The sequence below is a fragment of the Oscillibacter sp. KLE 1728 genome (assembly GCF_934833455.1).
GTDB lineage: Bacteria > Bacillota > Clostridia > Oscillospirales > Oscillospiraceae > Oscillibacter > Oscillibacter welbionis.
Window position 1 is genome coordinate 1 of the sequence record NZ_CAKVVF010000055.1, and the last position, 13219, is coordinate 13219.

A 13219-nucleotide genomic window follows, 5' to 3' on the forward strand; every position below is an offset into this window, starting at 1 on the left:
CCGTAGCCTACGACCTCCGCAAGGATTCGGGCGCCCCGGGCCTTGGCGTGCTCCAGCTCCTCCAGCAGGAGGATGGCCGCACCCTCGCCCAGCACGAAGCCGCTGCGCTCCGCGTCAAAGGGGATGGAAGCCCGCTTGGGATCGGGATTCTGGGTCAGGGCCTTCATGGAGGTGAAGGCGCCGATGGCCAGAGGCGTCACAGCGGACTCCGTGCCGCCGCAGAGCATCACATCAGCATAACCGTCCCGGATATAGTGGAAGGCATCGCCTACGGCATTGGTGCCGCCGGTACAGGCGGTCACCGGACAGGAGCACATGCCCCGGAAGCCGGTGTGGATGGCGATCTGGCCGGCGGCCATGTTGCAGATGCCAGTGGGGATATAGAAGGGAGAGACCCGGTCCCAGCCCTTCTCCTTGCCCTTGTCGTGCTCTGCCTCCGTGATGGAGAGGCCGCCGATGCCGCTGGAGACAATGACGCCGCAGCGATCCGCCTCCGCTTCATCCAACGTGAAGCCAGCACCGTCCAGTGCCTCCTTGGCGGAGACGACGGCCATCTGGGTGAAGCGGCCCATCCGCTTGGCCTCTGGCTTGCTCATGTAGTTCTCCGGCACGAAGCCCTTGACCTCCGCGGCCAGATGGACCTTCAGATCGGTGGGATCGAATTGGGTGATGGGAGCGATGCCGCACACACCGTCCTTCACAGCCTGCCAGCTCTCTGCCGCGGTAAGGCCAATGGGGGTCACGGCCCCCAGGCCGGTGATCACGACTCTCCGTCGTTCCATAGTATACCTCCTGTAGATAGAGTTGGGAGCACCCGGAAAAGGTGTTCCAAAAGGCCCCGCAAAAGGAAGGGGGCTGGGGAAATCCATTCGGGGTTCCCCGGTTGATCTGCCAGAGGCAGATCAAGAAATTCCAATCATTTTCGGCAGGGCGCACCCCAGGGCGGCTTCTCTTGCCCCTGCGGGGCAATTCACCTTCTGTACCTGCCGAAAATACTTTGACCCAAGCCGCTGAAAGCGGCGCGGAAGTGCCCTTGGGGTGCAGACTGGTGATGGGGGTTCAGCGGAGCCGGTGGCATACCGGCGGAGCGTCCAAGGGGGACACTGTCCCCCTTGAATGCTTCACATCGCCATGCCCCCGTCGACGGCCAGGACCTGGCCGGTGACATAGGCGGCCTCGTCGCTGGCCAGGAAGGCCACGGCCTTTGCCACATCCTCCGGTGCACCCAGCCGCTGCATAGGGATGGTGGGCATCATGGCGTCCTTGGCGGCCTGGGGCATGGCAGCGGTCATGTCCGTCTCAATGAAGCCGGGGGCCACGGCGTTGACCGTCACGCCCCGGGAGGCCAGCTCCTTGGCCAGGGACTTGGTCATGCCTACCACACCCGCCTTGCTGGCGGCGTAGTTCACCTGGCCGGCGTTGCCCCGGAGGCCCACCACGCTGGAGAGGTTCACGATCCGGCCGTACCGCTGCTTCATCATGATTCGGGACACGGCCTTCATGCACAGGAAGGTGCCTTTCAGGTTGGTGTCGATCACCGCGTCGAAGTCGGCCTCCTTCATCATCATCACAAGGCCGTCCCGGGTGACGCCGGCATTGTTCACCAGAATGTCGATCCGGCCGAATTCCTTCACAGCGGCATCCATCAGGGCCTTCACCTGGGCCTCGTCCGCCACGTTGCACTGCACGGCCAGGGCCTTGGCACCCAGGTCCTCGCAAGCGGTCACGGTCTCCTGGGCAGCTTCCGCCCGGCCGGCGTAGCACAGCACCACATTGGCGCCGCCCCGGGCCAGCTCCTCGCAGATGGCCCGGCCGATGCCCCGGCTGCCGCCGGTGACCACGGCGGTCTTTCCAGCAAAATTCATCATGCCTTCTCCTTTATCAGTTGTTCCAGCGTGTCGGGCAGGTTCTCCACATCCGCTGCGGTCTCCACCGCGCAGACCGGTATGCCGGGAACGGTCTTTTTCACAAAACCGCTGAGGGCTTTGCCCGGGCCGATCTCCACGATGGCGTCCACGCCCATGTCTGCCATCTTCCGGATGGAGTCCTCCATGAACACGCTGCTCTGCACCTGCTTCACCAACAGCTCCTGGATGGGGGTGCTGTCATCCTTCACATCCCCCAGGCAGTTGAAGATCACGGGGATCTGGGGATCCGCAAACGCCACGCCCTGGAAGTATTCCCGCAGGGCATTCCCGGCAGGGGCCATCAGGGGGGTGTGGAAGGGGCCGCTGACCTTCAGGGGCAGGCACCGGCGGGCGCCCTTCTCCTTGGCAATGGCGGCGGCCTTCTCCACAGCGGCCTTCTCACCGCCGATGACCAGCTGGCCGGGACAGTTGTAGTTGGCGATTACCACGCACCCCAGGTCAGAGGCCGCGTCGCAGGCATCCTGCAGGGGGCTGCGGTCCAGATTCAGGACGGCCATCATGGCGCTCTCCCGGCCGGCAGCCGCCTCCTCCATGGCCTTGCCCCGGAAAGCCACCAGACGGATAGCTGTGGCGGCGTCGAACACACCGGCGGCGTGAAGGGCAGAGTACTCACCCAGGGAGAGGCCCGCCGCCACAGCGGGGGTGATGCCCTTCTCCCGCAGCACCGCCGTCATACCGGCGGCAAAGGCCACCATGCAGGGCTGGGTGTAGCGGGTCTGGTTGATGATGCCGTCCGGGTCCTCAAAGGTGACCTTCTTCAGGTCAAAATCCACTTCCGCATGGTCGTAAACAGCCCGGAAAGCGGAAAACGCCTCGTACAGATCGGCGCCCATGCCGGCATGCTGGCTGCCCTGACCGGCGTACAAAAAGCCCAGTTTCATTCTGCGTCGCTCCATTCTGCGGCGGTGGCCTTCGCCCGTGCGATACCGCTCTCATACAGGTCACGGAAAATCTCGGCCACGGGCCGGATCTCGTGGAGCATACCAGCCACCTGGCCGCTCATGACGCTGCCCATTTCCACATCGCCCTCCAGCACGGCCCGGCGCAGGCCGCCCAGGGTGACCTTCTCCAGCTCCTCCAGAGAGGCGCCGCGCTTCTCCAGGGCCAGATACTCCCGGGCCATCTTGTTCTTCAGGATTCGGACCGGGCCGCCGATGGAGCGGCCGGTGACCACCGTATCACTGTCCTTGGCCTTCAGCACAGCCTGCTTGTAATTGGGGTGGATGGGGCACTCCTCGCTGGCAAGCAAACAGGTGCCCACCTGGATGCCGCAGGCACCCAGGGCAAAGGCCGCAGCCGCCTGACGGCCGTCCGCGATGCCGCCGGCCGCCACCACGGGAACGCTTACCGCATCGATGACCTGGGGCACCAGGGCCATGGTGGTCATCTCGCCCACGTGGCCGCCGGACTCCGTGCCCTCGGCGATGATGGCGTCCACGCCATAGCGCTCCAGCCGCTTGGCCAGAACCGCCGCCGCCACTACGGGCATCACCTTGATGCCCTTTTCCTTCCAGGCGGGAATGTACTTGCCGGGATTGCCGGCGCCGGTGGTGACCACTTTCACGCCCTCTTCCAGAATGATCTGGGCGATGTCGTCGGCATAGGGGCTCATCAGCATCAGATTGACGCCGAAGGGCTTGTCCGTCAGCTCCTTGGCCCGGCGGATCTCCTGGCGGAGACGGTCGCCGTCCCAGCCGCCGGTGGCGATCATGCCCAGGGCCCCGGCGTTGGAGCAGGCGGCGGCGAACTCGCCGGTGGCGATGTTGGCCATACCGCCCTGGATAAAGGGGTACTTGGTTCCCAGGATTTCATTGAGCTTTTTCATAAAAATCTCCCATTCGCCGCTGTGCGCGGCCTAAATAAAGCTGAAGTTTTCGCCGGTAACAGGCTTGCGTCCAGAGCGCCTGCTTGACGTGCAGGGAGTCAGGCGAACTCCACCAGGGCGCCGCCCCAGGTGAGGCCGCCGCCGAAGCCTACCACCAGGACCCGGGAGCCGGGCCCCACCTTTCCCAGGTCATGGAGCTCACTGATGACCAGGGGGATGCTGGCGGCGGAGGTGTTGCCGTATTTCTGGATGTTCTTGTAGTACTTCTCCGGGGGGATGTGGTACTTTTTGGCTGCCAGGTCGATGATCCGGGCGTTGGCCTGGTGGAAGACGAAGAAGTCCACGTCCTCAATGGCCATGACGGCCTTTTCCAGCACCTGGTCGATGCAGTAGGGCACTGCCTTAACGGCGAACTTGAAGGTAGGCTGGCCGTGCATGAAGATGCGGGCCGGCGCCGGCTTCTCCGCGCCGGTGACGCCCAGCATGTCCGGGTCGCCGTGGCAGCCCAGAACGGCGTGGATGGAGGGATAGTCCTCCCGCCACTCCACCACCACAGCGCCGGCGCCGTCTCCGAAGAGGACGCAGGTGCCCCGGTCCTCCCAGTTGATGAACCGGGAGAGCATCTCCGCGCCGATCACCAGGCCGTACTTCCGGGGGGCCTGGGCCAGCAGGCACTCCATGGTGTGGATGGCGAACAGGAAGCCGCTGCATGCGGCATTCAGGTCAAAGCACACCGCGTCGTGGGGCAGCCCCAGCCCCCGCTGCACCATGCAGGCGGCAGAGGGGGACAGGTAGTCGGAGGAGAAAGTGGCCACCACGCAGGCGCCGATGTCCTCCGGGGAAATCCCGGCGTTTTCCAGCGCCTGCCGGGCGGCGCCCACGCACATATCCGTGTGGGTCTCCGTGGTGCAGTGGTGGCGGGTCTGGATGCCGGTGCGGGTGGTGATCCACTCGTCGCTGGTATCCACGATTTTTGCCAGGTCGTCGTTGGTGACGATTTTCGCAGGGGCGAACCGGCCGGTGCCTCTGATTTTGATTCCGCTCATGCTTCCTCCTTCTGGGGTGCTGCGCCCATGCGTCTGAATTTTTGATACCGGCCTGCGGCCAGAGCGGCTCCGCTCTCTTTGGAGAGCTCCGCCAGGCAGCGGCTCAGAGCCCGATCCACCTGCCGCATGTGGGCGGCAGGAGCCAGATGGGCGCCGCCCTCCGGCTCAGGGATGATGCCGTCGATGACGCCCAGCTCCAGCAGGTCCGGCGCCGTCAGCTTCATCAGCTCACAGGCTTCCTCATGTCTGGCGGAGTCCTTCCACAGAATGGAGGCGAAGCCTTCCGGAGAGAGGATGGCGTACACAGAGTTCTCCAGCATCAGCACCCGGTTGGCAACGCCCAACGCCAGCGCGCCGCCGCTGTTGCCCTCGCCGGTGATGAGGGCGATGACGGGGACGGTGAGGCGGCTCATCTCATAGAGATTCCGGGCGATGGCCTCGCCCTGGCCGTGGGCCTCGGCCTCCAGGCCGGGATAGGCGCCGGAGGTGTCGATAAACGTGAGGATGGGGCGGCGGAACTTCTCCGCCTGCCGCATCAGCCGCAGAGCCTTGCGGTACCCTTCCGGATTGGGCATGCCGAAGTTGCACTTGAGGTTCTCCTCCAGCGTTTTGCCCTTCCGGGTGCCGATGACGGTCACAGGGCGGCCGTGGTACAGGGCCACGCCGCCCAAGATCGCGGCATCCTCGCCGCAGAGGCGGTCGCCCTTCTGCTCAAAGAAGTCTGTGAACAGCGCCTGAATATAATCTGTGATATTGGGCCGCTGGGGGTGGCGGGCAATGGCCACCCGCTGGGCGGCGGTCAGCGGTTCGCTCATGTGCGTCCCCCTTTCTCATGGAGCCGCAGCAGCTGGGACAGGGTGTCCCGCATCTGAAGGCGCGGCACCACCGCGTCCACAAAGCCGTGCTCCTCCTGGAACTCCGCCCGCTGGAAGCCCTCCGGCAGGGTCTGGCCGATGGTCTGCTGGATGACCCGGGGACCGGCAAAGCCGATCAGAGCGCCGGGCTCCGCCAGGATGATATCGCCCAGAGAGGCGAAACTGGCAGTGACCCCACCAGTGGTGGGGTCCGTAAAGACGGAAATATACAAAAGCCCTTTCTCCGAGAAGCGGGCCAGCGCCGCACTGGTCTTGGCCATCTGCATCAGGGAGAGGATGCCCTCCTGCATCCGGGCACCGCCGCTGGCGGCGAACAGGATCAGGGGCAGGCGGTTCTTGGTGGCGTACTCAATGGCCAGGGTGATCTTCTCACCCACGGCGGCACTCATGGAGCCCATGAAGAAGCGGCTGTCCAGCACACCCACTACGCATTTGCGGCCCCCGATGGTGCCGGTGGCGGTGACCACGGCCTCCGTCAGGCCGGTCTTGCGCTGGGCGGCCTCCACCTTGGCCCGGTAGCCGGGGAAGGAGAGCGGGTCCGCCGCAGGCAGCTTTTCAAACAGCTCCCGGAAGGAGCCGGGGTCCAGAATCGTGCTGAGTCGATAGTAGGCGCCGATGGGGAAATGGTAGCCGCACTTGGGGCAGACCGACAGGTTCTGCGCCACGGATTTGCGGTCGCTGTCCTGCCCGCACTTGGGACAGGTGATGGCTTTATCGCCGGGAATGTGATTGTCCCGGATGGCCTTCATGGCCAGCAGGCGCGCCCGGCGCTTGGCGAAGACGCCGTTCATCCCACTCATGCATCCACCCCGCTTTCACTGAGCTTGCGGCTGAATTCCAGCAGCTCCGACAGGTGTTCATCCAGGAAGGCAGTGGTGCACTCTCCCAGAATGAACTCCGGATGGTACAGAATCTGATAGGAGAGCTCCGCATTGGTGGGGAAGCCCTCCAGAGTGAACTCCTCCAGGCAGCGGCGCATCCGCCGGATGGTCTCCATCCGAGTGGGGGCGTAGGCCAGGATCTTGGCCGCCATAGAGTCGTAGTAAGGAGACAGCTCGCACCCGCTGTACAGGCAGGAGTCCACCCGCACGCCGGGGCCGCCGGGGAAATGGAGGAAATCCACCCGTCCGGGGCAGGGGCGGAACCCCTGCACAGGGTCTTCGGCGTTGATGCGGCACTCGATGGCATGGCCCTGGAGCGTCACATCCTCCTGCCGCAGGCGCAGCGCCAGGCCGGAGGCAATCCGCAGCTGTTGGCGCACCAGATCCACACCGGTGACCAGCTCGGTGACGCCGTGCTCTACCTGGATGCGGGTGTTCATCTCCATGAAATAGAAATGCTCCCGGTCCGGGTCCAGCAGGAACTCCACTGTGCCGGCATTCTCATAGCCAACGGCTTTGGCCGCCTTTACGGCGGCGGCGCCCATCCGCTCCCGCAGCTCCGGCGTCAAACACCGGGCAGGGGCCTCCTCGATGAGCTTCTGGTTCCGCCGCTGGACCGAGCAGTCCCGGTCCCCCAGATGGATGACGTTGCCGTAGCGGTCCGCCAGCACCTGGAACTCGATGTGCCGGGGCCGGAGCACCAGTTTCTCCAGATACATCTCGTCATTGCCGAAGCAGGCCTGGGCCTCTGCCTTGGCCTCCGCAAAGGCCGCGGACAGATCCTCCGGCCGGTCGCACCGGCGGATGCCCCGCCCGCCGCCGCCGGCGGACGCCTTCAGCAGCACAGGATAGCCTACGGACTCTGCCGCGGTCAGCGCCTCCTCCACAGAGGCGACCGGGCCGTCGGAGCCGGGGGTCACGGGCACGCCGGCGGCGCGCATCAGGTCCCGCGCGGCAGATTTGGAGCCGGCCTTGCGGATGGCGTCGCCGGAGGGGCCGATGAAGGTCAGGCCAGCTGCGGCGCAGGCGTCTGCAAAGTCGGCGTTTTCAGAGAGGAAGCCATAGCCGGGATGGACGCCGTCGCACCCGGTGGCTTTGGCCACCGTCAGAAGAGCATCCTGATTCAAATAGCTGTCTGCCGCCCGGGCAGGGCCGATGCACACCGCCTGTCCCGCCAGCTGGACATGGAGCGCGTCCGCGTCCGCCTGGGAGTATACGGCCACCGTCTCGATCCCCAGCTCCCGGCAGGCCCGCAGGACCCGCAGGGCGATCTCTCCCCGGTTGGCGATCAATACCCGCCTCAGCATGGCCGATAACGGAACAGCGGCTCGCCGAAGGCCACCAGCTCGCCGTTGCTCTTGCACACGCTCTCAATGACGCAGTCACAGGGAGCGGGAACTTCGCTCATCATCTTCATAGCCTCGATCAGGCAGACGGTCTGGCCCTTGGACACCCGGTCGCCGGGCAGGACAAAGGGGGCCTGGTCCGGGGCGGGCGCCGCGTAGAACGTGCCCACCAGAGGCGCGTCAATAGAGGAGGAGCTGCTCTGGGGCGCAGGCACCGGAGCAGCGGCGGCAGCCGGAGCGGCCGCAGGTGCGCTGGCCGCAGGCGCAGACGCGCCGCCACGGGTCAGCTCTATGGTGAACTCCTGCGTGGACAGCTTCATCGTCTGAGCGGTGCTGCGGTCGAAGCAGGCGACAATCTCAAAAAACTCTTGGTTGGTCATAGCGCATTCCTTTCTCAGCGGAAAGTGAACCCGCCGGAGGGCGCGGGCCCGCCGGCGGGGCAGGGATTACTGCTTGTGGGCGTTCAGGTAGTTCATCACGTCGCCGACGGTCTTCATCTCCGCCAGGGCGCTATCCTCAATGGAGATGCCGGTGGCCTCTTCCAGAGCCATCACCAGTTCCACGGAAGCCAGGGAATCAGCACCCAGATCGTCAGCCAGGGAGGCGTCCATTGTGACTTGCTCCGCGTCGCAGCCCAGGGTCTCCACGATGATATCACGTACTTGCTCGAATTCCATATTGGTACTCCTTATGTCGAAAAATGATGAAATTATTTTAATTAAAATAATTTAACTAAAATAATTTCACGTTGATTTTATGCGGTTTATGCCGGTTTGTCAAGTAAAATTTTGGAGAACGCCCGCCTTCTCCGGGACGTGGCAGCCGCACCTTATTTAATTATAAGGAAGACAGCGCCTGCCGCAGCGCGTCGTCGCTGGCGGGGACGCCCCAGAACCGGAGTGTTCCATTGATCTCCAGGGCGGGAGTGCAGAGGGTCTCCGGATGCTCACTCGTCACCTGTTCGTTCAGCACCCGGCAGCCGGGGCAGTAGGCGTACAGGCAGGGCATCAGCAGGTCCATCCGGTCGATCACATCGTCGTCTGTGATTTTCTCCAGAGTGTAGTCCAGGCCGAGACCGTCGGCAACGGCCCGGATGCGGTCCATGTAGAAGTCGTTCCGGGCACAGATGGAACAGTACAGGCGCAGTTTGACAGGGGTGCTCATTTCATCGTCTCCTTATTCTCCGGGCGGGGCCCATATTCCGCAGAACAGCATACCACAAGGGGAGGCAGGGGGAAAGACGGCGTCCTATTTTTTGGAGATTTGACGAAAAAGATATTTGCTTTTGCCGATATATCCGCTATAATGTGGGAGGATTGCGCCGGAGGATCCCCAACGGAACCTGTCCCGGCGGAAGAAAGGATGGAGGACCGCATGAAGATCGTCATTGTGGGCGCGGGCAAGGTGGGCGTGGCCCTGACGCGCCATCTGGCCGTGGAGAACAGGGTCACAGTGATCGACCAAAATCCACATCTGGTTGAGAACATCATCAACATCTATGATGTGATGGGCGTGTGCGGCAACGGCGCCAGCTACGATGTGCAGAAGGAGGCGGATGTGGAGCAGGCCGATCTGCTGATCGCCACTACCTCCAGCGACGAGATTAATATCCTCACGTGCCTTGTGGCGAAGAAAATGGGTGTGCAGCACACCATCGCCCGTATCCGCAGCCCGGAATACGGCCGCCAGCTGCGGTTTATGCGCAGTGAGCTGGGGCTGTCCATGGCCATCAATCCGGAGGCGGCAACGGCCCGTGAGATCGCCCGTGTGCTGCGGTTCCCCACCGCCATGAAGCTGGAGTCCTTCTCCAAGGGGCGGCTGGAGCTGGTGGAGTACCGGGTGGCGGAGCACACGGCCCTGGACGGCACCCGGCTTTCGGAACTGTACCGGAATTTCAAGGTCCGGGTGCTGATCTGCGCCGTGGCCCGGCAGGGGGAGACGATCATTCCCTCCGGCGATTTCACCTTGCGGGCGGGAGACAAGATCTATCTCACCGCCGCACCCCGGGAACTGGAGAAGTTCTTCCGGCTTCTGGGCGTATTCCGGGCCCGGGCCTCTTCGGTCATGATCGTGGGCGCCAGCAAAATGTGCTACTATCTGGCATCTGAGCTGCTGGAGATGGGCATGTCCGTAAAGATCATCGACCAAAACGAGCAGCGGTGCGTGGAGATGAGCGAGAAACTGCCCCGCGCGCTGGTGATCGTGGGAGACGGGACGGACAGCGAGCTCCTCAGCGAGGAGGGAATCAGCCAGACGGACGCCTTCGTGGCCATCACGGGCCTGGACGAGGCCAACATCCTCATGGCACTCAGCGCCGCCAAGCAGTCCGGCGACTGCTGTAAGGTGGTGGCGAAGATCAACCGCAAGTCCCTGCTGGAGCTGGTCTCCACCGAGAGCCTGATCGACAGTGTGGTGTCCACCGGTGCGGTGACCACAGAGCTGATCCCCCAGTATATCCGGGCCATGAAGAACGCCTCCGCCTCCAAGGTGAAAACGCTGCACCGCATCGTGGATGAGAAGGTGGAGGCTCTGGAGTTCAGCGTGACGCCGGACATCTCCTTCGCCGGCGTGCCCCTGCGGGATCTGAATCTGAAGCGGGGCCTGCTACTGGCAGGTATCGTGCGGCAGAACGGGCAGATCGTCATCCCCTCCGGCAATGATGTCCTGCACCTCCACGACGATGTGATCGTAGTGACCACGGACACCCAGCTGGAGGATCTTCGGGATATCCTTGCAGAGTGAGAAGGCAGGTAAGTTCTGTGAATTATCGAATGATCGGCTTTGCCATTGGCCGTATCCTGCTGGTGGAGGCGGCGCTGCTGCTGCTTCCCATGGCGGTGGCTCTGGGATATGGGGAATCCCCTGTCCCGTATCTGCTCCCTGCGGCGCTGCTGGTGCTGTGCGGAGGATTGCTGAGCTTCAAAAAGCCGCGGCAGGCGTCTCTGTTCGCACGGGACGGCCTGGCGGTAGTGGCGCTGGCGTGGATTGCCGTGTCCCTCTTCGGTGCGCTGCCCTTTTACATCTCCGGCTCCATAGAGAGCTTTGTAGATTGCTTCTTTGAGACAGTCTCCGGCTTCACCACCACGGGGGCCACCATCCTGACGGAGGTGGAGTCGCTGAACCGGGGCATTCTGTTCTGGCGCAGCTTCACCCACTGGGTGGGCGGCATGGGTGTTCTGGTGTTCGTCATGGCCATTCTGCCTATGGGCGGGGATGGCCACGGGATGCACATGCTGCGGGCGGAGATGCCTGGACCCGCGGTGGGAAAGCTGGTGAGCCGCATGAGCGACACCGCCAAAATCCTCTACGGCATCTACCTGGTGATGACTGTCATTGAGATCGTGCTGCTGCTGGCGGGCGGGATGCCGCTGTTCGACGCCTGCATCCACTCCTTCGGCAGTGCGGGCACCGGCGGCTTCAGCAGCCGGAATCTCAGTGTGGGAGCTTATAACAACCCCTATTTTGAAATTGTGATCGGCATTTTCATGCTGCTCTTCGGCATCAATTTCAATCTGTATTACTTCCTGCTGGTGCGGCGGTTCCGGGACGTGTTCCGGTCCGAGGAGCTGTGGGCCTATGTCCTCATTGTGGCGACGGCAGTGGCTGCCATCACCCTGGATATCGTGCACATGTACGAGTCGGTGGGCACCAGCCTGCGGCACGCGTTTTTCCAGGTGTCCTCCATCATCACCACCACCGGTTATGCCACGGTGGATTTCAACACCTGGCCCACCTTTTCAAAGGCCATTCTGGTGGCGCTGATGTTTATCGGCGGCTGCGCCGGTTCCACCGCTGGCGGCATCAAGGTGGCCCGGGTGGTGATCCTGCAGAAGGTGTCTGTCAGCGAGATGCGGCGGATGCTCCACCCCAATGCGGTGCCCGCCATCCAGTTCGAGGGCAAGCCCCTGAACGAGAGGAGCATCCGGGGCGTCCATCTGTTTCTGGCGGTGTACCTGATGGTCTTCGTGGCGTCCTGCCTGTTGGTGTCTCTGGAGCAGTTGGACCTGGTGACTACGTTCACAGCGGTGGCTGCCTGCATCAACAACGTGGGGCCCGGTCTGGAGATTGTAGGTCCCATGGGTAACTTCTCCAGCTTCTCCCCTTGGTCCAAGCTGCTGCTGTCCTTCGACATGCTGGTGGGACGGCTGGAGATCTTCCCCATGCTGCTTCTGTTCGCCCCTTCCATCTGGAAACGGCGGCTGCCGTCCCGCAGGCTGGTGGACTGACTTGCCTGAAAATCAAATCCAACGGAACAGGACCGCCGCGGAGATCTGCGGCAGTCCTGCCGTCCTGTCAAGCGCCCTCCGCCGCCGCGGAGGGCGCTTTTTTTCTGCGGTGGGGGGAGATTGCCGGGCAGCGCGGGACAACGGCCACCGGCAACCGCGTCTCCAAAGCTGCCCGCCCCAAACAGAGGAATATGTTTCCCCGGAGCGCCGCCCCACCGGCAAGCGGACAGGAGGGCCTGCGGGACGCTGTGAGCGGCGTCCCGCGGGATGGGCTTCGGGCATCACGGCGGCTAAAGGATCGGCTGACGGATACGCAGAGGAGGCAAGTAGACGGCGGCATCCGGACAGAGGCGGGCTCTGGAGAGACGCCCGGCCCGGACCCTGATGGGCGAGAAGAAGCTGCACCCCGGCGGAGCTGTGGAATCAAAAGAGCGGGGCCCCGGAGGACAATGGCAAAACCTCCGGGGCCCCTTGAAGGGATTGGACAGGAATCGTTTCAAAACAGAACGCTAGCGGATGGGGTTGGAGATGCGACCGATCCCGTCGATCTCGCAGGTGACCACATCTCCACGCTTGAGGAAGCAGGGGGGATCCATTCCCATCCCCACTCCGGCGGGGGTGCCGGTGATGAGGATGGTGCCCGCCGGCAGCGTCATGCCCTGCGAGAGCTCACTGACGATGTGGCGGATATTGAAGAACACCTGGTCCGTCACGCTGTTCTGCCGCAGCTCTCCGTTGACAAAGCTTCTGATGGATAGCGCGGGCGGGCAGGGGAATTCGTCCGCAGTGACAATGACCGGCCCCATGGCAAAAAAGGTATCCAGGCTTTTTCCGAGGAAGTTCTGCTTGTGGCGGTACTGGACGTCCCGGGCGCTGACGTCGTTGGCCACGCTGTATCCGAAGATGTAGTCACCCACATCTTCCTCCCGGACATGGAGCGCGTCCCTGCCCAGGACAACGGCCAGCTCCACTTCATAATCCAGCTTGGAGACAAAATCCAGATGGCCGTCGATCGCCTCCCCATCGCCCAGGGCCCGAAGGACATCCGCCAGGCGCAGAGCCTGCCGGCTTCCAGCGAGCTGTATCTGCGCC

14 protein-coding genes are annotated in these 13219 nt (G+C 63.5%); 2 read left to right on the forward strand and 12 right to left on the reverse strand.

What is annotated here, in order from left to right; translation table 11 throughout:
* The 11 genes from QVE23_RS07465 to QVE23_RS07515 all read right to left on the reverse strand — a co-directional run.
* A partial coding sequence (locus QVE23_RS07465; protein ID WP_287967862.1) for a beta-ketoacyl synthase N-terminal-like domain-containing protein occupies nt 1-782 on the reverse strand: 782 nt, incomplete at its 3' end.
* A gap of 339 nt (nt 783-1121) precedes the next feature.
* Nucleotides 1122-1865, reverse strand: coding sequence for a 3-oxoacyl-[acyl-carrier-protein] reductase (gene fabG, locus QVE23_RS07470; protein ID WP_036631366.1), 744 nt, complete (start codon nt 1863-1865; stop codon nt 1122-1124).
* Nucleotides 1865-2809 carry an ACP S-malonyltransferase gene (gene fabD / locus QVE23_RS07475; protein ID WP_119310592.1) on the reverse strand — a complete coding sequence of 315 codons (945 nt, stop codon included), beginning with the start codon at nt 2807-2809 and terminating at the stop codon, nt 1865-1867. Before fabD ends, fabG begins: the two co-directional genes overlap by 1 nt.
* Nucleotides 2806-3753, reverse strand: coding sequence for a DUF561 domain-containing protein (locus tag QVE23_RS07480; protein ID WP_021751420.1), 948 nt, complete (start codon nt 3751-3753; stop codon nt 2806-2808). The genes fabD and QVE23_RS07480 overlap by 4 nt, the downstream gene beginning before the upstream one ends.
* 98 nt (nt 3754-3851) lie before the next feature.
* Nucleotides 3852-4799, reverse strand: a complete 948-nt coding sequence (locus QVE23_RS07485) for a beta-ketoacyl-ACP synthase III (protein WP_021751421.1) — start codon at nt 4797-4799, stop codon at nt 3852-3854.
* Nucleotides 4796-5614: an acetyl-CoA carboxylase carboxyltransferase subunit alpha gene (locus tag QVE23_RS07490; protein WP_021751422.1), complete on the reverse strand. Its 819-nt coding sequence runs from the start codon at nt 5612-5614 to the stop codon at nt 4796-4798. The genes QVE23_RS07485 and QVE23_RS07490 overlap by 4 nt, the downstream gene beginning before the upstream one ends.
* Complete coding sequence (gene accD, locus QVE23_RS07495) at nt 5611-6465, reverse strand: acetyl-CoA carboxylase, carboxyltransferase subunit beta (RefSeq protein WP_036628633.1); 855 nt, start codon at nt 6463-6465, stop codon at nt 5611-5613. Before accD ends, QVE23_RS07490 begins: the two co-directional genes overlap by 4 nt.
* A gap of 5 nt (nt 6466-6470) precedes the next feature.
* Nucleotides 6471-7862, reverse strand: coding sequence for an acetyl-CoA carboxylase biotin carboxylase subunit (accC, locus tag QVE23_RS07500; RefSeq protein ID WP_021751424.1), 1392 nt, complete (start codon nt 7860-7862; stop codon nt 6471-6473).
* Nucleotides 7856-8281 carry an acetyl-CoA carboxylase biotin carboxyl carrier protein gene (locus QVE23_RS07505; protein WP_021751425.1) on the reverse strand — a complete coding sequence of 142 codons (426 nt, stop codon included), beginning with the start codon at nt 8279-8281 and terminating at the stop codon, nt 7856-7858. Before QVE23_RS07505 ends, accC begins: the two co-directional genes overlap by 7 nt.
* Before the next feature lie 66 nt (nt 8282-8347).
* A complete protein-coding gene (gene acpP, locus QVE23_RS07510; RefSeq protein ID WP_021751426.1) occupies nt 8348-8578 on the reverse strand; it encodes an acyl carrier protein in 231 nt (76 codons plus the stop codon).
* Between the two features lie 160 nt (nt 8579-8738).
* Nucleotides 8739-9065, reverse strand: a complete 327-nt coding sequence (locus tag QVE23_RS07515; RefSeq protein WP_021751427.1) for a thioredoxin domain-containing protein — start codon at nt 9063-9065, stop codon at nt 8739-8741.
* 210 nt (nt 9066-9275) lie between these two features.
* On the opposite strand from QVE23_RS07515, the gene trkA reads away from it, so the two are divergent.
* Together trkA and QVE23_RS07525 are read left to right on the forward strand one after the other, a co-directional pair.
* On the forward strand, nt 9276-10643 hold the full coding sequence (gene trkA / locus QVE23_RS07520) for a Trk system potassium transporter TrkA (RefSeq protein ID WP_287967863.1): 1368 nt from the start codon (nt 9276-9278) through the stop codon (nt 10641-10643).
* 17 nt (nt 10644-10660) lie between these two features.
* A complete protein-coding gene (locus QVE23_RS07525; RefSeq protein ID WP_025544910.1) occupies nt 10661-12127 on the forward strand; it encodes a TrkH family potassium uptake protein in 1467 nt (488 codons plus the stop codon).
* Nucleotides 12128-12636: 509 nt separating this feature from the next.
* On the opposite strand, the gene QVE23_RS07530 is transcribed toward QVE23_RS07525, so the two are convergent.
* A partial coding sequence (locus QVE23_RS07530) for a fumarylacetoacetate hydrolase family protein (protein ID WP_287967864.1) occupies nt 12637-13219 on the reverse strand: 583 nt, incomplete at its 5' end.

Bases quoted from the DNA above. Each gene is read 5' to 3' on its own strand.
- fabG (WP_036631366.1), bottom strand. From the start codon at position 1,865: ATGAATTTTGCTGGAAAGACCGCCGTGGTCACCGGCGGCAGCCGGGGC.
- fabD (WP_119310592.1), bottom strand. From the start codon at position 2,809: ATGAAACTGGGCTTTTTGTACGCCGGTCAGGGCAGCCAGCATGCCGGC.
- QVE23_RS07480 (WP_021751420.1), bottom strand. From the start codon at position 3,753: ATGAAAAAGCTCAATGAAATCCTGGGAACCAAGTACCCCTTTATCCAG.
- QVE23_RS07485 (WP_021751421.1), bottom strand. From the start codon at position 4,799: ATGAGCGGAATCAAAATCAGAGGCACCGGCCGGTTCGCCCCTGCGAAA.
- QVE23_RS07490 (WP_021751422.1), bottom strand. From the start codon at position 5,614: ATGAGCGAACCGCTGACCGCCGCCCAGCGGGTGGCCATTGCCCGCCAC.
- accD (WP_036628633.1), bottom strand. From the start codon at position 6,465: ATGAACGGCGTCTTCGCCAAGCGCCGGGCGCGCCTGCTGGCCATGAAG.
- accC (WP_021751424.1), bottom strand. From the start codon at position 7,862: ATGCTGAGGCGGGTATTGATCGCCAACCGGGGAGAGATCGCCCTGCGG.
- QVE23_RS07505 (WP_021751425.1), bottom strand. From the start codon at position 8,281: ATGACCAACCAAGAGTTTTTTGAGATTGTCGCCTGCTTCGACCGCAGC.
- acpP (WP_021751426.1), bottom strand. From the start codon at position 8,578: ATGGAATTCGAGCAAGTACGTGATATCATCGTGGAGACCCTGGGCTGC.
- QVE23_RS07515 (WP_021751427.1), bottom strand. From the start codon at position 9,065: ATGAGCACCCCTGTCAAACTGCGCCTGTACTGTTCCATCTGTGCCCGG.
- trkA (WP_287967863.1), top strand. From the start codon at position 9,276: ATGAAGATCGTCATTGTGGGCGCGGGCAAGGTGGGCGTGGCCCTGACG.